Consider the following 18,908-nt stretch of genomic DNA (forward strand, 5'->3'; position numbering starts at 1 on the left):
GTGCTACTCGATGCCACGGTGCGTCCGGCCGGCGGCGCCGCGCCGTTGTGGACGCCGGACAGGCTCTGGTCCCAAGGCCCCAGTGTCTTTCTTCATGACCAGGCTACGGACGGCGTCCACGAGGCACACCTCGCGCACGGCGACGAGCCTGTGCTCCGGTTCGGTCACTGGCACTCGCAGGAAGCTTGGTGGGCGCTGCAGCTGGGACGGACGCGCGCCGCGCACCTTCAACGTCACCTGGCCGGCCTGCCGAACGGGGCTCGGACGCGGGTGAGTGCGGTCGCCGCGTGGACGGAGAACCTCAGCCTTGTCGCGCTGAACGACTATGACGAGGTCGACCCACCGAGCCTGGTCCTTTTCATCGGCGACCGGATCAGCCACGTGGTGACCCTCGACCGAGAGTACGCGGCACACGTGGGCGACGCCTGTTTCGCCTCACCAGAGCGCATAGTCGTCACCGACGACTATCTTCATCTGGTTCAGTGTCTCGACCTCTCCGGCAGGATCCTCTGGCGCCGAGGCGAACGCGGCAAGCCGGGTGCCGACATAGCAGCGCTGTTCACGCCGATCGCCTGCTGTGCTCTCGACGGCACGATCGTGATCGCCAATCGGCGGTCCTCAGACCTGATCACGCTCGATCTCGATGGAAACGTCATTCAGGCGAGCATTCCCGGCGCGCACGTGCGTTCGGCGAGTGCGATGACAGCCTTGGATGACAAACATGCCCTGATCTCCGATGCGTATGCGGGCAGCCTCCACCTGCTGACCGCGAACAGGGACAGGTGGACGCTCGAGAACGTCGCCCACCCGGAGCCGACGCCTGCCACCGGCGAATTCTCGTTCCCTCGTGCAATCCTGTCCGTCGACGAGCGGCTGCTGATCGCGGACACGAACAACAGCCGCCTTCTGTGCTTTCCCGGTGATCCGCCGCTGGCGCTGCCCGTGCCCGGCTGGCCCCGTTCCGCCATCGTGGTGGACGACGCCGTGCTGGTTGCCGACGGCCTCGGCAGCGTCCTTCGTAAACATCCGCGACACCTGTCAGCGGACACGCCGGGGATCCCTCTGGAGGTGCGCGATCGGCAGGGTCGTCCCGTCGCTCTGGCTGATCCACACCATCTTGCTCACCACGACGCGAACAGCTTCTGGTTGACGGACAGCTCCCTCAATGACGTGTTGTTGATCACGCTTGACGGCACCGTGTCATGGCGCTGGACCGAAAGCCCGTTGGCAGACCTGGCGCCACTGTCCGACCCGCACCAGACCCTCCCGCTGACGGGAACGGACGAAATACTCGTCGTCGACTCGCTGAACCATCGGGTGCTCCAGGCTGCACCGAGCACGGGGGCGTTCCGGGCAGTGCTCGGAGACGACGCAGAAGAGGCGATCGAATACCCTCGTTTCCTGCTCCCCATCCCCGATGGCTGGCTTCTTTCCTCAGAAAGTCCGGGTTGCCTTTCGACCTTTGACTCGAAATGGCGGCACCGTGCCCAGCTCGCGGTCCACCCCGCGGACTCGCCCCGGCCGGTCCACATGGCAGAACCGCCACGGGCGCTGTTCGCCACGGCGGACTTCCTGTATGTCCCGGACTTCATGAGAGGAGTGGTGTATGTCGCCCGGCAGACTGGACAGCCGTAGGTTCTTTGATGCGGCCTATACACGCCGGTTCCTTCGTGAAGAGCTGACCACCGTTGATGGTAAGGCTGACGCTTATGCCGTAGAGGCTCGCTTCCGTCAGACGCTTTACGCCTGCGCCCAAGCCACCCATGCCGACGACAGCGGGCTGGGTATGCAGATCCGTCAAGTCGGCCTCGGCATGTTCCGGCCAGACGCGATCGCCGCCGGGAAGGCCGTACCCACTCTCGAGTATCTGCGTCGGTTCGACTGCCACCCGTACGCATACTTCCCGGTTCAGATCACCGCGAAGGAGTACGAGGAGATCTGGAGATACCAGCTCAACGTGGCATCCGGTGAGCGACTGGCGCTACTCGATCTGATGTTCTCGTGGTCGCAGTCCATCCTGGTCCAGTTCCGCCGCACCGCGGCGGTGATAGACGTACCGGTCACCGTGCTGATGGCAGACGTCAAGGGGCCTGCGGATCCGGTGAACCGCGAAGGCTGGGAACTCCGCGCACACCTTGCCAGCCCCAGTCGGGTGGAGACCTACTTCCACACCGCCGACGAACCGGCGGACGTGGTGCGCGACGGCGGACTTCTCCTCGGCGCGCGAAGGTTCGCAGAAATGCTGGCCGAACCCTGCGATGAAGCGCGCGACGTCGCAGGCGCCATCGCCCGCCTCGCCTCGACGATCGCCACCGATGCTCGTGCGGCGGAGGCCACATCCGACGCGACCGTCTCGCCCGGCATCGTAGATCCAGATCCCCTCGTGGAGATCGACCTTGCCAAAAGCCGGCGAGTCGACACCTGGCAGATCATCAGGCATTTCGGCGCCGCGTGCGAGATGTACAGCGGACCAGGTCGGCCCACCATCTGGCAGGCAGGCTCTGACGGATGGTGGAACCGTGTCGGGCTGCTCGCAGATCGGGACAAGTGGCTGACAGCAACTGCCCTGGGGGATGGGACGGATCAGCGTTGACAACACCGGTGCTTGTCTTCGATCTAGGCGGAACGTGGTTTCGAGTCGGCCTTTCGCACATCGACGGAAGCGTCACTCTGCTGGGCAGGTATCCTGCCATCAGTCGTGCGACACATCCGGAACTGCCGGTGGCCGAACTGCAGCAACGAATGGTCTCGTTCATCGTCGACGAATGTGTCCGACATGCGTCGACTGACGTGGGAATCTCCATCGGCGCCGCAGTCAACGGTCACACCGGCCTGGTCCTGAGCAGCGCGCCCCTGTGGGGGCCCGGTACCTGGGAGCTGCCGCTGACGCAGAAGCTGTGTGAAGCGCTTCCCGCGGTTCGGTACTCGGTGGTCAACGACGTTTCGGCACAGGCACTGTCGCTGCTGGACGAAACGGCCTCAAGTGACTCCATGGCGGCAGCGCTCACCGTCAGCTCCGGCATCGCATACCGCACGATAGATCTCGCCTCCGGCCATATCCCTCTCGATCCCGACCACGGGGTTCAAGGCGAGATCGGGCACCTGCCGAGCGCTTTCCCTTGGCGTGGGACCTATCTCAGCGCCGTGTGCGAATGCGGCGTTCAGGACCATGTGAGCGCGTTTTCCTCCGGCCGGGCGATCGAGCAGTTGTTGCCTCGACTGGCTGGACCCGACTGGAACATCGCCGCCTTCGGGGAAGCGTGTCGAAGCGGTGACGCACTGGCCCTGGAGCTGCTTGACGCCTTCACTCTCCCGCTCAGCACGGTCCTGCTGTATCAGGCCACGCTGAATCCACAGGTTCGGCACACGGTACTGCTCGGCGGCGTAGTCGACGAACTCGGCGAAATCTACCGGGACAGCGTTCTGAAGAACCTTGCACGGCTGGGGTTGTACGAGGTCACGTCCCGTGACTCTGGATATTTTGATCGACGTATCAAAATCGGAAATGGCGACGGACTCGAGGCATTGAAAGGGGCGGGGTTATACGCCCGAAGGAACGGGAGGGCGATTCAATGAAAACCTGGGACGTCAAGTACACCCATGAGGTGAGCTATCGGGTGGCCGTCACGAGCGACGTGTTCTCGCCGCGCAACGAGGCCTTGGCGGACGCCGCCGGCCTCCGCGGCGACGCGCGCCGACTCGTTGTGGTTGACGCGAATGTGCAAGACCTTTGGGGAGAGCAGATCCGGGCATATTTCTCCGCGCGAGGAGTTGCTGCCACGGTCTTCCGCATGCAGGCGGGAGAGGATGCGAAGACCAGCGCGACGGCACTTGCCGTCGCAGCGGCCGCGGACGAGGTCGGCATCAGGCGTCGGGATCCCATCATCGCGGTCGGTGGGGGGGGTCGTGACCGACACCGTGGGTCTGGCGGCGAGCCTCTACCGCCGAGGAACCCCATATGTCCGGATTCCGACCACGCTGGTCGGGATGATCGACGCTGCCATCGGAGCGAAGACCGGCATCAACGTGGGTGAGCACAAGAATCGCCTCGGAACGTACTACCCGGCTACGAACACGTTGGTAGACCCCCAGTTCCTCCGAACGTTGCCGGCTCGGCATGTGCGCAATGGCATGGCCGAGATCATCAAGATGGCGATCGTGAAGGAGCCCGTCCTGTTCAAGCTTCTCGAAAGCGATCCAGAGGGTTTGATCGCCGCGCAGTTGGTCAGCGATGACGGCCAAGAGATCATGAACCGAGCCATCACCAGTATGCTGGAGGAGCTCGAGCCGAATCTCTGGGAGAACGAGCTGCGACGACTCGTCGATTTCGGTCATACCTTCAGCCCGCGGCTGGAGATGTGCGCCAAACCTCCACTGCTGCACGGCGAAGCTGTTGCCATCGACATGGCACTTTGCTGCGCACTGGCATACGGACGCGGTCTGATCTCGGCCACCGACGTGAAGCGCATACTGAACCTGCTGCACCGGTACTCCCTTCCGATCACGCACCCGACATGCGATGTCGACCTACTTCAGGAAGGTCTTGAAGAGTCGACCCGGCACCGAAACGGTAATCAGTACTGCCCGCTTCCCGTCGGCATCGGCGCCGCCGAATTCGTTGAGGGTGTGACCAATGCCGAGCTCGCGCGCGCGGGCGAGTTGCTCGCCATGTTCGCCCAGGCGGAAGAGGCCCAGGTATGACCGGCGACGGACGGCATGAGAACGCAGCGCTTGTCCGCGAAAACGGAGGCTTAACCCTGCGATTCGCTGGCTCGTGCAATCCTGAAGCGATTCAGATCCTCCGAGCCGGCGTATGCGGAACAGACCTGCAGATACTACGGAATGCGCGGCCCGACGCTGCCCGGATCCTTGGTCATGAAGGGCTCGGAATACTCCCGGACGAGCGACGCTACGTCTTGTTCAATCCGGTTGACCCCGATGACCAGGATCGCATCCTCGGGCACAGCTACGATGGTATCCACCAGCGTTATCTCGATGCCCCGGGGAGGCCGCCTCTGGTGTCGGCTGCGCCGAACCTGCCTGCCGATCTAGCCGTCCTCGTGGAACCGCTGGCGGCAGTGCTTTATGGGTGGGAACTCGCGGCACCCCGCTCCTCGGTAGGGATCTGGGGCGCTGGCACGACCGGAGTGCTTGTCGCCCTGGTCGCAGAGATTCGTGGCGTCCGTGCTCACCTAATTCATCGCCGTACCGACCGGCTGGCCTTTCTGCGCTCCACTGTGCAGCTGCTGTCCACACAGACGTCGACGAAGTTGGATCAACGTCGTGCGGCCCGCCTTGACGGTGCGTTCATCTGCCTACCGAGAGAAGGTGCTCACGGCGCGCTGGCCGACGCATTGGACGCTGTCGGGGACAACGCCACGATTGACCTACTGGGCGGGTTCGGCACCAACGACCGGCACCCCGACCTGCCCGGTGTGGATCTGGGTCAGATCCGCCGATCCAACGTGTGTGGCTCGCCGGTACTCGGCGCTGTGACCCCTGCACGGACTCGTGGTGGTAAGCAGGTGTCGCTTACCGGCCATCGAGGAACGTCAGCGGCACACATGGCTGAGGCTCAGGACCTGCTCATCGAACACGCCGAACGGTTCGGCGCATTGATTACACACGTGCTCGCACTGGACGTCGCAGGCCTCGAAGTCGAGCGCATGGCTCGTGGCGGGACGCGCCCAAGCGGCCGCGCCGAGTACATCAAGGTGGCAATTGATCCGACGATGCCCGACGGCTCTCGTCGGAGGCCAGACTGGACAACGACCATCGAGGATTTGAAGTAGGTGGCATGACGACACCTGCCAGTAAGCCGAGCGAACGGCTCTGCTGCACCGATAGGTGACATCTGAGTACAGCGCGTTCGGCCTGAGCGCCGGGTTGCTCACCGTGGACATGTTCGGTGTCGCTGCTGTGCTTGCAATCGCCGCGGGCCTATGTGTCTTCCGGCGGGCGGTCGTCAGGTCGCCACCCGGGCGGCCCCGGTTAGGGCGACGGCGACCGGCCGATCGGCCGAAATCGCCGGACCGGCGGTTGGCCTGTCGTAGCGGACCGGAGGATCGCTACGAGGTGACGCAGACCAGCGGCTCAAATTTCCTCGTGTTCCCTTTCACAGATCAATATCAGCTTTCCGTTACTGTATGTACACAGCGGGCGTTGGATATTCCGGCACCGGCCTTCTAAAAGCACCTAACACGATCTGTTGAATCGATGTTCATCAGCGTTGCGGAGTGAGGATCAGTCTCGTTCCGGTCTTCGTGAGCAAGGCCTGGGTCGTCGATGACGAGTTGTGGAAGCTGATCGAGCCGGTGCTGCCTGCTTGGCCAGCGAGGGCGCCGGGACCGCGGCCGGTGCCGGACCGGCTGTGCTTGCAGGGCATCCTGTTCGTCCTGCACACCGGGATCGGCTGGGAGGACCTGCCGCAGGAGCTCGGGTTCGGCTCGGGGATGACCTGCTGGCGCAGGCTGCAGCGGTGGACCGAGGCAGGCGTGTTCGACCAGGTCCACCAGATACTGCTGGACAAGCTGAACGCGGCGAACCGGATCGACTGGTCGAGAGCGGCGATTGACGCCAGTCACATCGACGCTAAAAAGGGGGTGCCGGGACAGGCCCGTCGCCGGTCAACCGGGGCAAGCCCGGCTCCAAGCACCACCTGATCTGCGACGGCAACGGCACCCCGATCTACGTGCTGACCAGCGGCGCGAACGTACCTGACATCAAACGTGCCCTGGATCTGCTCGACTGCTACCCGCCGATCGCCGGCAGGCTGGGCCGGCCTCGGCGCCGGTTCGCGGCGCTGCTGGCTGACAAGGCCTACAGCAGTGCGGCGTTCCGCCAGGCCTGCCGTGAACGTGGCACCGAACCCCTCATCCCCAAACCGAAGGCCACCGGGATCAAGGGCCTCGGCAAGCTCCGGTACGTCGTCGAGCAGACCTTCGCTCTGCTGCATCAGTTCCGCCGATTGGCTGTTCGCTGGGAGCGCCGCCTCGACATCCACGACGGCTTCGTCAGCCTTGCCTGCGTCCTGATCTGCTGGCGCAGATTGATCAATTGGACCGATCAGAGATCGTGTTAGGAGTTTTAAATCAGGCAGCCATGACCGCAACATTCACTCAACGTGACCGACCGGATTCCGGAACAACCCGGTGGGCTGGGCTATTAAGGAAGAGCGGCGGGCACGTGCTCGCCGGTCGTGTCGATCGGACCACGCCGAGCCCTGCCCCGGTCCGGCCGCACGAACCCGCATGACGAGTCATGAGGCAATCGGGGGCAGGGACGGGGGAACCATCATCGGTCCTCGACCGGCACGCCGTACTGCGGCGCCCGGGACGTGAGGACCTTGGGGTGAAGCCGCCAGTGTGCGGCCGGGCAACCTTCGCGCCCGAATCCGACAGCTAACCTCGCAGGCGTGCCGGAGGGATTCCTTCACCGTGCGCGTAAGCACTTCGAGCCGACCCGCCCGTACCCTGGGAGCCGGCACTATCGCCCTGTCCGTGGGTCTCGGTCTTCTCACCGGTCTCCTCGACACACCGCAGTCGGCCTCCGCCGCGACCAGGTCGCCGGCCGTCACCACCACGCAGGTGTTCTCACAGACAAGCGTGCCATTCAGCCAGAGCGGCCTCACCCTCAAGGCGGTGGCGTCCCAGTCCAAGGCGGCAGTGTCCCGGGCGGCCGCGAACCGGATCATGATCGAAGCGGCCAAGCACAAGGGCAAGCTGTACAAGTTCGGCGCCGCCGGGCCCAAGCGGTTCGACTGCTCGGGCTACACCATGTACGTCTACAAGAAGGCGGCGGGCAAGAAGCTGCCGCACAAGGCGAACCTGCAGCAGCGGTACGGCAAGGCCATCGCCAAGTCCCGGGCCCGCCCCGGTGACCTGATCATCATCCGTGACGGCTCGTACGGCACGCACGCCGGCATCTACGCCGGTGGCGGCATGATGTGGGCCGCCCCGCGGGCCGGCAAGACGGTCACCAAGCAGAAGATCTGGAGTAGGAACTACGTGGTCCGGCGCCTGGTCTGAGTCGGTCCACCCGGCTGCCTGCGCTTCGCGTCCGGGCATCACACAGCGCCGCCTGCACCCGTCTCGGTCGGGCGCAGGCGGCGCTGTCGTACGACCTGATTCGTGATGCTGGTGAGTCCGCGCTCAGCGCAAGGGGATGTCGGTGGTGTCGTGGGCCGGCCTGGGGCCGTGGATGCGTCGCTGGTCGGGGTTGATCGCCACGTCGTTGATGCTGGCTTCGCGACGACTCATGTATCCATGCTCGTCGAATTCCCACTGTTCGTTGCCGTAGCTGCGCCACCATTGGCCGCTGGGGTCGTGCCATTCGTACTGGAACCGCACGGCGATGCGGTTGTCGTGGAAGGCCCAAAGTTGCTTGCGCAGGGCGTAGTCCAGTTCGCGTCTCCACTTATGGGTCAGGAACGCTTCAATCTCGGCGCGGCCGGTCAGAAAGGTGTCGCGGTTGCGCCACATGCTGTCGGGGGTGTACGCGGCGGCGACGCGTCGGGGGTCACGGGTGTTCCAGGCGTCCTCGGCGGCCTGGACTTTGGCGCGGGCGGTGTCGACAGTGAAGGGTGGCAGCGGATGCCGTGGGGGTTGCGGCGTGCTGGATGGGTCTCTGGTCATGAGGTCTCCTGGGACGGGTGCTGCTGGAAGCGGTTTCGGCGAACCATGTCGCGCAGGGCGTCATTCTCCGCCTGGAGCTGGGTGAGCTGGTCACGGATCGGCGCGAGAGCGTCGTGCAGTTCGGCTTCGTTCCAGCGTGGCGTGATGTGTTGCGGGCAGTTCCAGTCGTAGCTGTGGACCTCGACGGTGATGAGCCGTTCCACCACGCCGGGCGTGCGGAGGGTGCCGAACCTGCCGGCGAGGTGGGCCGGCATGCCGTCGCGGATGTCGTGGACGGTTGCCGTTCCCAGGATCTTGAGTCGTCGACGGTGGGCGTAGTCCATCAGGAACAGGGACACCCGCGGTGAGCAGCCCAGGTTGCCGACGGACAGGTACTGCCGGTTACCGCGAACGTCGGCCCAGGCCAGGACGCTGTGCCCGGCGACCGGGTCAAGCGGGTGCAGGAAGCCCGGTGGGCCGCCGCGGTACTGCAGGTAGGGCCAGCCGTCGGTGTTGACGGTGGCGAGGTAGAAGCCGTCGCGGGCGGTGATGAACGTGATCTCGTCGGCGCCGAGCAGGGCGTCGGTGTCCCAGCCGGCGATCATGCGCTCGATGGCGGCACGGCTGCCGTAGCGCTGTTGGGCGGCGGCAACCGGCGCGGTCGTCAGGTGCTGAAGGTAGTGGTGCGGCATCGTCGGCGTCCCCTCGGGCCGTTCAGATACGCGGCGCCCGGCAGCCGCGGAGCGGGTCGTGCCGGCGCGGCGCGTCCGGTCAGATCAGGGTGCGGGTGAGGAGGAGGCACCGACACGGTCACCATCCGCGGTCCGGCCAGCTGTCCGGCATCCTCCACCCCTAACCACTGAAATAGGTTTTAGTGGTTAGAAGCTAGATCGCTTTCGTCTTACCTGTCAACTGCACTACGCCGGTAAGATGGATGAGTGACGGCACGACCATTGACCGGCGAACCGCTGGCCCTGGACCTGGTGAACACTGAGTGGGTCGACCATGGCCGCACGGTGGACCTCTTCGACGAGCCCGGCGGACTGCTGGCATGGCTCCACGAGCAGCACCTGACCGGCAACCACACCACCGTCGCGGCACCCCTGCGACAGGCCCGATCGGCGCTGCGGCAAGCTCTTGAACAACCCGACGAGCACGCCGAACAGCAGCTCAACGCGATCCTGGCGCGCGGCGTCGTGCGGTACACGCTGCACCAGGGCGCCGTGCGTGAGGGCTCGGACGTCGACGCCGACTGGTCTGCCGCCTGGCACGCCGTCCGTAATTACCTAGACCTGATACGCCAGGATCCCACCCGGATCCGGCGCTGCGCCCACCCCGCCTGTGTCCTCTACTTCTTTGACATCTCCCGCAACGGCACCCGCCGCTGGTGCTCCATGGACGGCTGCGGCAGCCGCGCCAAAGCCGCCCGTCACTACCAACGCCACCGGACAACACCCGGCTGACCCCTCGGCCACGCCCTCCGGATAACGCCATGCCACGTCTTGGACAAGACCTCAACCTGCCCCCCGACGGATACGCGACCGGGTCCAAGATTCACCGCCTGGAGTACCCGCGCAAGGCCGCATGACGAGGAAGCTAGCTTTCAGCGCCCCAGACCTGCAGGCTGCCGCCAGTGTCCAGGCCGCTGCGAGTGAGAACGCTGCCGTTGGTGGCCTGATAGGTGGTGAGGGTTCCGGTCTGCGGGTTGGTGATCAGAAGCCGGGATCCGGACCACACGGCCGGCATGTCGTCCTGAGTGTCTTGCCGGTGGACAGGTCGTGGCGTTCCAGCCGGTAGCGGGTTGTGCCTGCGGCGGTGCCGTCGATCGCGGGACACGGCGGCTGGTTCAGCGATTCGGTGACGGCCCAGCCGCCGGTCAGCGCAGTGTCGGGGAACCAATCGCTGGCCGGCGCGACGGTCCGCGGTCGGTCGGCATGCGCGGGGTCCAAGGCAACCAACCGTCCTGCGCGCAGACCGGCGATGGTGTGTGCGGCGAGCTGCCGCACCTTGGTCATGGCGAGCGGGTCCGCGCTGGTACCGCCCGTGTCTTGCTCGGTGACCTGTCGGACGGTGCCGGTGGTGGTGTCATCGAGCACCTCGACGACACCACCACGGTTCACCACGATGCCGTGAGGTGCGCCGGCCAAGGTTGCTACCGGGCCACCGGCCTGCCCGCAGGCGGCGGACAACGCGGCCGCAGAGCCAACCGTGAGCATGGTCCGGACGTAAGACTTAGGGCGACGTCTCATCGGCATGAAGGCCTTCCCTTACGACTTGGAGGCACGAACATTTGTGGTGGGTCCCGGCCGGCCTCGACCCGGATCCGCGGGCGTCGCCAGTGCACGTAGTCGCAGACAGCGGCATACGAGATGCCTTCCATCTCCTCCTCGGCCAGCAGCCGATCATAGATCCGCTTCACCGTGCGCCGTTGTTTGCGCGGTGCATCGAATTCGGTCAACGGCATGACGTCGATCGCCGGTTTGAACGGGTCCAACCGCGACTTACGCGGCGGCAACTTTCTCCGCGGTGCCGGCCAGGCCGAACTCGGCGCTTCGCGAACTGTCCGCCGGTGCCCGCCGTGTTTGGCCGCGAGCGACCGGATCGACAGCCCTTCCAGCCGCGAGTCCGGGCGGACGGCCGCGGCCCATGGCAGGCTCGCTCACGTCGGAGCAAACCGATCCCCTCACCGCTCCGCCGCGGGGTGGGCCAAGACTCGGCTCTGGCGCCGAAAGCGTGATTGATCTAGGAGTTCAGTATCCGTGGCACCTCGCCACCACTTCCCGTGCTGCGTTCGCCGCGCTGTGGGTGGATGGTCCAGACTACGTGGATGGGTGATCACTTGGCGGACGCTGAGCCGCAGCTCGCGGAACTCACGGATCACCAGCGAAGACTACGAAGACGCTTCCTGCAGTCACGGGTTGTTTCCGTGCCTCAACCGTGGCGGCCCGCGAAGACGCCGTGCACCTCGGTCGGGGGCCTGCAGGGCGTCGGCTTCGCCGCGGACCCGGCCAGCCGCAGGGATCTATTGCTGGTGACCTCCTCCGACGGGCACGGCTTGTTCGATGCCGTCAGCGGGCAGAAGCTGGCTCGAGACCGGGACCTCGACCCCGGCGTGCCCTGCCCGGACGGAGACCTGTGCTGTCCTGGGCTGGGTCCGATCGCGGCGACGTCTGTGCGGATCGCCGGATTGCACGGCGGCGGGTTGCACACCGGCACCCGTGACGGCTGGCTGATCGACGTCGTCAGTCCCGACTGGCCGAACCAGCGTGTTCTGCTCTCCTACAGGAGTGACCCCTTCAGCGGCGAGGAGGGCGCCACGTGGTGGCACATTTTCCACTCGAGATTTTCGGAGCTTCGAGCGGCCGGCTTCTCGCCCTCCGGTAGCACCTTGGTGGTCGCCACCAGCAGCGACATCACCGTCTGGACGAGGGAGCGGCCGCCAGTCGCCTGAACTCGACCACCCAACGGGACGCCTCGGCGGAGCAGGCCGAATCGAGCCTCTCGTACATCTGCCGTCACACAGTCGCGCGAGAGCTGAGTTCGAGCACCAGATGCTCGGGACTTTCCACCGATGTGCCCTCAGCGCTCCTGGCACGCTTGCTTGATGAGTGCATGCTGACCGTATGACCGACGGCGTCTGGATCGTAGTTGCGGTCGCGCTGCCGTCATTGATCGCGGTGGCCGCTCAGCCTGTTATTGCTGCGACGGCGAGCCGCGGGAACACGGCCGGCCGAAGAGGTCAGCGCCCGACGCGGGGACAAGGCCATCCGCGCGTTGGACCGTCGCCGTCGTAAGGCCGCCCGTGGTGACCTGAGGGGTAAGGGTGGGGGCGGCGACTTCAAGACGGCGTCGGATGCCGCGTTCGCGTCCGACACCACGATGGGTGCGTAGCCGTACCGATGCCGCAGACAAGGCGTGGGATGACGTCGACACCTCAGGCGCTCGCCCGCGTCTTCGGCGAGCTGGACCACCACGCGAACGGCTCGTCGCCTGGTCGCCGGGCATCGCGGTCAAATACCCGCAGACCCTCGACGGCCTGCTGCGGGTGCTGCCCGCCGGCATGGAACTGCCGCCCTCGACAGCGAGGCGGGCGCCGACCAGCTGCAGGGGCCCTTACCCGGTGGTTCAGCGCCCTGGCGCCGCCCTGTTCCGCCTCGACGTGCAGCTGCTCGAGAAGATCCTGTGGCGAGTGCTCTACGGCGCCGCCGTCCGCGCCGAGGAGATCCTCACCCCTCGACATCGGCGACCTCGAACTGCCCAACAAACGCGCCAAGGTGCACGGCAAAGGCGGCCGCATCGAATGGGTCCGCGTTGAGTGGATCAGTGAGCCTTTTTCATCGTGCGTAGCGGCCGGCTTCGACATGGTGCAGGACGCGAGGATGGCCTGCACAATCGCGGTCGCGCGGCGCGGGCAGCAGCGCAGCTTGGCCAAGATCTTCCAGGTCTTGAGCGTGGCGATCGCCCGCTCGCCGCGGGCGCGGATCTTCGCGTGTGCCCGGTTGACCGCCTTCTGCCGGCGTGACAGCTTCGGCCGGAATCGGCGCCGCTTGAACGGAGTGCGCACGCTGCCGCGAGCGCTCTGATAGCCCTAATGGAGTCAGAGCGGCCAGGAGCATGGGATTCAGCTGCTCCATCAGGGCGATCACCGTCTCGGGCGCCCGAGACGCCAGCTGGTCCGCGGCCCGCTGAACGGAGACGCCTGCCAGCTCCCGCCACAGCTGCTCCAACACCTCTTGGTCCGGGGCCGTACTGAATCCTGGGCGGCCGGGTCCGAGGCGTTGGCGGCAGCCGGTGATGCTTCGAGGGCTTCCCGGAGCTCCTCGACGGTCCAGCCGTCGGAGGCCAGCATCCCGGCGACCTAGTGAGCGAGGGACGCGACGCGGCCGCGGGCGCGCTTGCGCTGCGCTTCGGTGTCGCAGAGCTTCCAGGGCAGCGCGTCGACGACGAGGTCGGCTTTGGGCAGGTGGCCCTTGATGTCCGGTGGGCGAGATCCCCGGTGGTGAGGTTTGTCGCCCGCATGGACTCGGTGTCCTGGGGCCGGTTCCGTCGTTGGCGTAGACGTCAGACCCCCCCGATAGCAAGGACGTGAAATGAGCATTTGGCAGAGTTCCCTCGAAGGCGGCAGCGGATGTCTCGACCTCGGTCGCGGTTTGTTCGGCGGCGGGGACACGAGCATCGGCCCCGGGCAGCAGCACAACGGAGGATGGGGTGGCGCCGATGACTGCGGCGACGACGCCGACGGCGACCACGGCTGGGTCGGTCACGGCGGCCACCCGGGCCAGGGCAGCTTCGACGACTGCGACCCGGGCCGGGGCAGCTCCGACGACTGCGACCCGGGCCGGGGCGGCAACGGTTCGATGGGCCACGACCACCACATGATCCCGTTCTGCCACTGACGACGTGCGCTGACAGCCGGCGGCAACGGGCCGCCGGCTGCCGGCCGGGCACCGGCACTTGACGGAGGCTGCGATGACCCCGCCGAGCGGCCTGAGCATTCAGGACGACCTTCTGGACGTGATCCAGAAGGTGCTGCAGGGAGCCGCCGCCAACCTACGCCCCGATCTGGAACGCCGGATGCGCCTGGCCGCCGCGGAGCTGGCCGGCGGGGGCTCCACGATGATCGTCGCGGAAGCGGTGATGGACGCCCTGCAGTTGCTGGAAGTCGATCTTCGGAGCCGGCGTGCGGCGATGGCCGACCCCCGCCGCCGGGCGTGCCTCGCCTTCGAGGCGCGTGACGACGAGGGCCGCCTTCGCGCGTTTCAGGCACAAGCCGGCAAATGGCCACGGGCACTCAGCGACGCGTTGTCGGCGACCATGTCGGACATCGAGTTCGCCGTGCACAACTGGTTGCGAGCCCTGCTCGATGAGGGCATCGCGGTGATCGAGTCACAAGGGCTGGCCGGCGCCGACCTCGACGGCTGGCTGCGACAGCGCCTCGTGGTCGAGACCGAAGCGGTACATCGGGCGTTGCACGTGGCCGCGCGCGAGATCGGCGAGCGGGTCGCCGCCTCGATCGGGGTGAGCGAGGCCGTGCCGCCGGTGCATCTCGACCTCGAACCGCCGGCGGAGCTGGTCGCCCACATCCGCCGCGGCCCACGGGTGCTGTCTGAGCGGCAGACGATGGCCACCCGTCTGGTCGGCGTACTCATGCCAGCCTACAGCGGCATCATGATCGCCCTCATCGTTCCCCGGTTCCTCGGCCTCGCGATGCCGTACTGGCTGTCCACGGCCGTTGCGGCGTCCGGTGCGATCGCCTTGGGCGGGACCGCCCTAGCCGGGGAGAAGCAGCGGCAGCGCAGCCGGCGCAACAGCGAGAGCGCCGCCGAGCTGAGGTCGCTCATCGACACCTTCCGGATGGCCGTCGGCAAGCGGGCACGCGACGGGATCCGCGCCATCGAGCGGCAGATGCAGGCCGGGTTGAGCGAGGCGGTGACCGACCAGTCCCAGCGGCTGCTCGCAGTCGCCGAGGCGTCGCGACGTTCGGCTCAGGCGGGCGAGCAGCCGGAGCAGGCCCTGGCCGCCATCGATATCGACCTCGCTTTCATCGGCGAGCTGCGAGAACGTACCCGACAACTCAGCCCTCCCCGCCAAGCGCTGCCCGCGCCCGGTGAGCAGACGATGGCCCTCGACGCCGTAGCACTCCCCAGCGCCTCGGGATCGCCCAGCCACCCCTGTCCCGCGCGACCAGCCGGCTCGAACGGCGGCTCGGCGTCACCCTGCTCGACCGCGACCACCACGGCGCCCGGCTGACCAAGGCCGGCGCGGTGGTAATGCCTGTCGGCGGAGATGGTAGCGCCGTCGCCTCGGTGCCCCAACCGAGTGCTGGCCGCGCGTCGAAAGCCCCCACCACCATCGGTGGGGTCTTCGTCAGTCGCATTCCCGGCATGGCCGTTCCACCAGCTACGACGTCGAATTTCTCGACATCCTCGATGTGGCCGACCTGGGCGCGCTGCCCAAAGGCCGCGCCGTGGTGCTGGCCTCCGGATCCGTGCCGACCCTGGTGCGCACCCTGCCGTGGATGAGCGGCCCGCACGCCGCGGCGGTCACCGCGTCGATCCGGGCCCACGACCCGGCCGCCGAGGACACGATCGCCGAGGCCCTGGAGTCGCTGCGCGAGGTCGAGCAACAGGAGGCGACCGCCGGCACCCCATGGACCTGCGCACCTACCTACGGCCGCTGCGGGCCGCCGTCGGCCGACCACCGGCGCCACGTCGGCCGCCGAAACCCGTCAGCTGACCAGCTGGCTGCTCACCCACCCCGACCGACTCGCTGAAGACGACCGCGAACAACTCGCACGAGCGCGCGGTGCCTGCCCACATCTGGACGCCCTGGCCACCCACGTCTCGGCGTTCGCCGAGATCTTGACCGCCCGAGACGGGCAGAGGCTCAACGACTGGATCGCCGCGGTCGTAGCCGACGACCAGCCTGACCTGCGATCCTTCACCGCCGGCCTGCGCCGTGACCACGACGCCGTCGTGAACGGGCTGACCATGACCTACAGCTCCGGAGTAGTCGAAGGGCACGTCAACCGCATCAAGATGATCAAGCGCCAGATGTACGGTCGCGCCAACCTCGATCTGCTACGCAAACGAATCCTTCTCGCCTAACGGGTCAATCCCGATCACGAAAAGTAGGTCAGATCCAGTTTTCACGCGCCGCCGACAGGATGCGCTGGCGAAAGCGAAAGCAGCCCGCGACGAGATCTGCCAGCTCACCGCAACCAGCATGCTGGGGCGTGACCGTGGACGCACCGATGATCCACCGTGAGGGCGAGATCCCCTGGATCCGAAACCTGATCTCTCGCTGCCGCGAATCGGAGACGGCACCCTTCCTGAAGCAACTCGGCTCGGTATGGGCGCAGCACACGGTCCACGCCGACGAGCCGATCGCAAAGCCGACAAGAACGGACACGACTGGACCCGCTGGGAAGTCAGCCTGCGCGTCCGTGAGCACCCACAGATTTCAGCCCGATTTCCGGCATAGCCCGACACCACCGGGTTCGCACATGGAGGAATGATGACCTTTCGTGACAAGTCCGTGATCCGACAACAGTCGAGTGACGACATCGATACGTTTCGTGGTGTGAAGAGTTCAGCGCCGACCACCGGCGAAGCCACCAACGCGGACTCTTCCACGTCCGTGGATGTGCCAACTACCTCACCCTCGGACGGCTTGAGCCGCGACCTCGCGCCGCCGTACGTTGCGCCGATGACCACCAGCGCCAGCTCTGTCATCACCGCCATCAACACCCGACGGCCGGGCCTGAAGCCCGCAAAACAGCACATGCTGATGTTTTTTATGCAGGGCCACCACCTTGCCTGGCGCGACCGGGCCCTGTTCGACGAGCCCATGCACGCCACCGAACGAGCCGTTGAGATCGACGCCAGCGCGGACAGCGCTGAGCCTCAGATCACGGACGAAGCAGCCCTGAACACCATCGGGTACGTCATCGCCCGGTACAGCGCACTGTCACCAGCCGACCTACGCACCCTCATCCAGGCATCGCAGCCGTGGCAGACAGCCACCAAACCGGGCTCCGAATCCCGCATCGAGTGGGCGCTCCTGCGCGACTGGTTCCAGCGCCCGGACGAGACCGACGACCCGGACGATGAGCGACCCAACCGTGCCGAGGTGGCCGCAGCCGAGGCCTACCTGGCGTCTCGCGCCCGGAAGTAATCACTGACAGCAGGGGGTATGCGTGGCTGGTCAAGCTGGCACTCCGGTCGAATGGGACCTCGAACAGTTCAAGGTTGAAGCCCCACGCTGGCGTGACGCCGTGCATCCCCCTGCAGAGATTTACATCAAGGTCGAAAGATGGTGGCGGCTGCTGAAACGCGTCGACGCCCGTATCGAGGCTGTCCCGGTCCGCCCGGAGAACAATCCCGAGGGCAACCTGTGGTGGATGTGGGTACCCGACGTCGAATGGGAGGACGAGCACGGACGAGGGTTCCGGCTTTCGTGCTACTTCCGCGTGTACGAGAAAGACGATCCTCCACGCCTGGTCTGTGACGAGTTCCGCAGCGAGCGGACGAGGTAAGCACTCCCTCTAAGTGATCTAGACTCGGCGGGTTCCGACCACCCCCTAAGGAGGCGCTTGTGCAGCTGACCGAAGTACTCGACGTGCTTAAGCGCCTCATCGAAGCAGCCGAACACCCCGATATCACCGAGGTCAGCGTGTTCTCCCGCGGCCCCGAACTCCCGCGCAACGGCATCGCCGTGAAAGACCGCTGGTCCGGCGCGTAATTGTCCTTTGCCAGGACAGTTGAGGCAGCGGCGGGCCGCTGAGCTGAGCTGCCTCATTTTGAGTGGCAAGCAACGGAGTCCGGTTCGCCGTTGAAGATGAAGTAACTCGCAGGATTTTGGTCAGGACGGGAGCCGCTGAAGGCGTCAATCGACCGTGTGCTCGCGGCGGTCGGGGCGGATGACGATGGTGCTGACGGTGCCGTTGCCCCAGACGGTCGTGTTGAGCATCGCCTTGTGGTCGGTGGAGAGCATGGAGAACTCCGGCACGAACCGATCGGTGAACAGCCCTCCGAAGCCGCTTCGCAGGGCGGTCGAGTGGCCTCCGGCCAGATCCCAATGGTCCGACAGCCGGACCCTGACCCAGGCGTACTCGGGTTCGACCTCTTCAGGGTCGCTGTAGTTGACGTTGAGAAGGAACTCACGACGGCTGTCGAGGACGCCGTATTCGGTAGCCATGTGCAGCCAGCCAGCGTTGACCTTCGCCGGCATCTCGGGGTCTTCGACGTCGACCATCTCGTCCGAGTCGAACCTTCCGTGCTCTGGTCCGCAACTGGCCGGTGAGTAGTAAGGCGGAGCAGGTGGCAGCGGCAAGCTGACCTCATCGCTGACCCGCTCCAAGAACTCAAGTCCCGCTGGAACGAGGTCCGCCGCGACGGCGGCATCGGTAACTGACACGAGCGGGATGGTAGCTGACCGCTAATCCAATCAATGGACCGAGAGATCACCGGTCACATCGGTTGGTCATTGACACTCGTTCGTGCCTCACCTATCCGGCAGAACCACCTGGATGCCTTACATCAAGTGGCAGTACCTCATCCCGGATGGCCAAGGACAGTAATGCGACGACCGTTAGAACCGAAGCCGTCCGGGCGGGGCCGCCGTTGGCCGTTAAAAGCACATCAGGAGGGTCTGGGGTGCGACGTGTTCGCAGTCTGGCTGCGGCGAGGGTTCCGGCCTGCCATGCTGCGCCGATCGACGCTGCGGTCGGTGCGGCTTCAGCGGGGTCCCACAGGTGATGCCCGGCGTAGAGCAGCAACCATCCGTTCCGGGTGA

At 66.1% G+C, this 18,908-nt stretch carries 23 protein-coding genes, 1 pseudogene and 1 riboswitch; of the genes and pseudogenes, 17 read left to right on the top strand and 7 right to left on the bottom strand.

Annotated features, from left to right (window positions below):
* From ACSP50_RS30720 to ACSP50_RS44330, 7 genes are all read left to right on the top strand, one after another.
* Entirely contained in the window at positions 1 to 1,635 is a 1,635-nt protein-coding gene (locus ACSP50_RS30720) for a hypothetical protein (protein ID WP_043512502.1), read from the top strand.
* Entirely contained in the window at positions 1,607 to 2,593 is a 987-nt protein-coding gene (locus ACSP50_RS42620) for a hypothetical protein (RefSeq protein ID WP_014693201.1), read from the top strand. Before ACSP50_RS30720 ends, ACSP50_RS42620 begins: the two co-directional genes overlap by 29 nt.
* Entirely contained in the window at positions 2,590 to 3,576 is a 987-nt protein-coding gene (locus tag ACSP50_RS30725) for an ROK family protein (RefSeq protein WP_197688101.1), read from the top strand. The genes ACSP50_RS42620 and ACSP50_RS30725 overlap by 4 nt, the downstream gene beginning before the upstream one ends.
* Positions 3,577 to 3,906: 330 nt before the next feature.
* Positions 3,907 to 4,701, top strand: coding sequence for a sedoheptulose 7-phosphate cyclase (locus ACSP50_RS30730; protein ID WP_014693203.1), 795 nt, complete (start codon positions 3,907 to 3,909; stop codon positions 4,699 to 4,701).
* Positions 4,698 to 5,792 carry a zinc-binding dehydrogenase gene (locus ACSP50_RS30735; protein WP_014693204.1) on the top strand — a complete coding sequence of 365 codons (1,095 nt, stop codon included), beginning with the start codon at positions 4,698 to 4,700 and terminating at the stop codon, positions 5,790 to 5,792. The genes ACSP50_RS30730 and ACSP50_RS30735 overlap by 4 nt, the downstream gene beginning before the upstream one ends.
* A 471-nt stretch (positions 5,793 to 6,263) precedes the next feature.
* Positions 6,264 to 7,081, top strand: a protein-coding gene (locus ACSP50_RS30740; RefSeq protein WP_085945659.1) for an IS5 family transposase whose coding sequence is annotated in 2 segments (ribosomal slippage) — positions 6,264 to 6,594 and positions 6,594 to 7,081 — 819 coding nt in all. Because the reading frame shifts where the segments join, the coding sequence is not laid out codon by codon here.
* Positions 7,082 to 7,253: 172 nt separating this feature from the next.
* Positions 7,254 to 7,430, top strand: a riboswitch (cyclic di-AMP (ydaO/yuaA leader).
* 69 nt (positions 7,431 to 7,499) lie between these two features.
* Positions 7,500 to 8,027 (top strand): C40 family peptidase, encoded by a 528-nt coding sequence (locus ACSP50_RS44330; RefSeq protein WP_231956752.1) that lies wholly within the window; start codon positions 7,500 to 7,502, stop codon positions 8,025 to 8,027.
* A gap of 123 nt (positions 8,028 to 8,150) precedes the next feature.
* On the opposite strand, the gene ACSP50_RS30750 is transcribed toward ACSP50_RS44330, so the two are convergent.
* Together ACSP50_RS30750 and ACSP50_RS30755 are read right to left on the bottom strand one after the other, a co-directional pair.
* Positions 8,151 to 8,633, bottom strand: coding sequence for a nuclear transport factor 2 family protein (locus ACSP50_RS30750; RefSeq protein ID WP_014693206.1), 483 nt, complete (start codon positions 8,631 to 8,633; stop codon positions 8,151 to 8,153).
* Complete coding sequence (locus tag ACSP50_RS30755) at positions 8,630 to 9,304, bottom strand: pyridoxamine 5'-phosphate oxidase family protein (RefSeq protein ID WP_014693207.1); 675 nt, start codon at positions 9,302 to 9,304, stop codon at positions 8,630 to 8,632. The genes ACSP50_RS30750 and ACSP50_RS30755 overlap by 4 nt, the downstream gene beginning before the upstream one ends.
* A 246-nt stretch (positions 9,305 to 9,550) precedes the next feature.
* Here ACSP50_RS30755 and ACSP50_RS30760 point away from each other — a divergent pair, with 246 nt between their 5' ends.
* Positions 9,551 to 10,075 carry a CGNR zinc finger domain-containing protein gene (locus tag ACSP50_RS30760; RefSeq protein ID WP_014693208.1) on the top strand — a complete coding sequence of 175 codons (525 nt, stop codon included), beginning with the start codon at positions 9,551 to 9,553 and terminating at the stop codon, positions 10,073 to 10,075.
* Between the two features lie 249 nt (positions 10,076 to 10,324).
* On the opposite strand, the gene ACSP50_RS30765 is transcribed toward ACSP50_RS30760, so the two are convergent.
* Together ACSP50_RS30765 and ACSP50_RS42630 are read right to left on the bottom strand one after the other, a co-directional pair.
* On the bottom strand, positions 10,325 to 10,828 hold the full coding sequence (locus ACSP50_RS30765) for a hypothetical protein (RefSeq protein ID WP_155123683.1): 504 nt from the start codon (positions 10,826 to 10,828) through the stop codon (positions 10,325 to 10,327).
* A 29-nt stretch (positions 10,829 to 10,857) separates the two neighbouring features.
* Positions 10,858 to 11,106, bottom strand: a complete 249-nt coding sequence (locus tag ACSP50_RS42630; protein ID WP_155123684.1) for a hypothetical protein — start codon at positions 11,104 to 11,106, stop codon at positions 10,858 to 10,860.
* A gap of 333 nt (positions 11,107 to 11,439) precedes the next feature.
* On the opposite strand from ACSP50_RS42630, the gene ACSP50_RS30770 reads away from it, so the two are divergent.
* Positions 11,440 to 12,063, top strand: coding sequence for a hypothetical protein (locus ACSP50_RS30770; protein ID WP_052311962.1), 624 nt, complete (start codon positions 11,440 to 11,442; stop codon positions 12,061 to 12,063).
* A gap of 883 nt (positions 12,064 to 12,946) precedes the next feature.
* Here the strand turns inward: ACSP50_RS30770 and ACSP50_RS30775 are convergent.
* Positions 12,947 to 13,200 (bottom strand): annotated as a pseudogene (locus ACSP50_RS30775) (transposase family protein); the annotation flags it as partial.
* 502 nt (positions 13,201 to 13,702) lie between these two features.
* On the opposite strand from ACSP50_RS30775, the gene ACSP50_RS30785 reads away from it, so the two are divergent.
* From ACSP50_RS30785 to ACSP50_RS30800, 5 genes are all read left to right on the top strand, one after another.
* Positions 13,703 to 14,008, top strand: coding sequence for a hypothetical protein (locus ACSP50_RS30785; RefSeq protein ID WP_014693214.1), 306 nt, complete (start codon positions 13,703 to 13,705; stop codon positions 14,006 to 14,008).
* A gap of 73 nt (positions 14,009 to 14,081) precedes the next feature.
* Positions 14,082 to 15,362, top strand: coding sequence for a hypothetical protein (locus ACSP50_RS45230; RefSeq protein ID WP_014693215.1), 1,281 nt, complete (start codon positions 14,082 to 14,084; stop codon positions 15,360 to 15,362).
* A complete protein-coding gene (locus ACSP50_RS45235; protein ID WP_369793968.1) occupies positions 15,284 to 15,634 on the top strand; it encodes a LysR family transcriptional regulator in 351 nt (116 codons plus the stop codon). Before ACSP50_RS45230 ends, ACSP50_RS45235 begins: the two co-directional genes overlap by 79 nt.
* Positions 15,544 to 15,885, top strand: a complete 342-nt coding sequence (locus tag ACSP50_RS43585) for a hypothetical protein (protein ID WP_014693216.1) — start codon at positions 15,544 to 15,546, stop codon at positions 15,883 to 15,885. Before ACSP50_RS45235 ends, ACSP50_RS43585 begins: the two co-directional genes overlap by 91 nt.
* Positions 15,857 to 16,219, top strand: coding sequence for a transposase (locus tag ACSP50_RS30800; protein WP_231957059.1), 363 nt, complete (start codon positions 15,857 to 15,859; stop codon positions 16,217 to 16,219). The genes ACSP50_RS43585 and ACSP50_RS30800 overlap by 29 nt, the downstream gene beginning before the upstream one ends.
* Before the next feature lie 28 nt (positions 16,220 to 16,247).
* On the opposite strand, the gene ACSP50_RS42640 is transcribed toward ACSP50_RS30800, so the two are convergent.
* Entirely contained in the window at positions 16,248 to 16,523 is a 276-nt protein-coding gene (locus ACSP50_RS42640; RefSeq protein WP_155123685.1) for a hypothetical protein, read from the bottom strand.
* 105 nt (positions 16,524 to 16,628) lie between these two features.
* Here ACSP50_RS42640 and ACSP50_RS30805 point away from each other — a divergent pair, with 105 nt between their 5' ends.
* The 3 genes from ACSP50_RS30805 to ACSP50_RS42645 are packed head-to-tail and all read left to right on the top strand — an operon-like array spanning position 16,629 to position 17,855.
* Positions 16,629 to 17,288, top strand: a complete 660-nt coding sequence (locus ACSP50_RS30805; RefSeq protein ID WP_014693218.1) for a Panacea domain-containing protein — start codon at positions 16,629 to 16,631, stop codon at positions 17,286 to 17,288.
* A 22-nt stretch (positions 17,289 to 17,310) separates the two neighbouring features.
* Complete coding sequence (locus ACSP50_RS30810) at positions 17,311 to 17,649, top strand: hypothetical protein (protein ID WP_014693219.1); 339 nt, start codon at positions 17,311 to 17,313, stop codon at positions 17,647 to 17,649.
* A gap of 59 nt (positions 17,650 to 17,708) precedes the next feature.
* Entirely contained in the window at positions 17,709 to 17,855 is a 147-nt protein-coding gene (locus ACSP50_RS42645) for a hypothetical protein (RefSeq protein WP_014693220.1), read from the top strand.
* 144 nt (positions 17,856 to 17,999) lie between these two features.
* Here the strand turns inward: ACSP50_RS42645 and ACSP50_RS44335 are convergent, their stop codons facing one another.
* Entirely contained in the window at positions 18,000 to 18,530 is a 531-nt protein-coding gene (locus ACSP50_RS44335; RefSeq protein ID WP_043512514.1) for a hypothetical protein, read from the bottom strand.
* Positions 18,531 to 18,908 lie beyond the last annotated feature (378 nt).

This window comes from Actinoplanes sp. SE50/110 (genome assembly GCF_900119315.1).
Classification (GTDB): domain Bacteria; phylum Actinomycetota; class Actinomycetes; order Mycobacteriales; family Micromonosporaceae; genus Actinoplanes.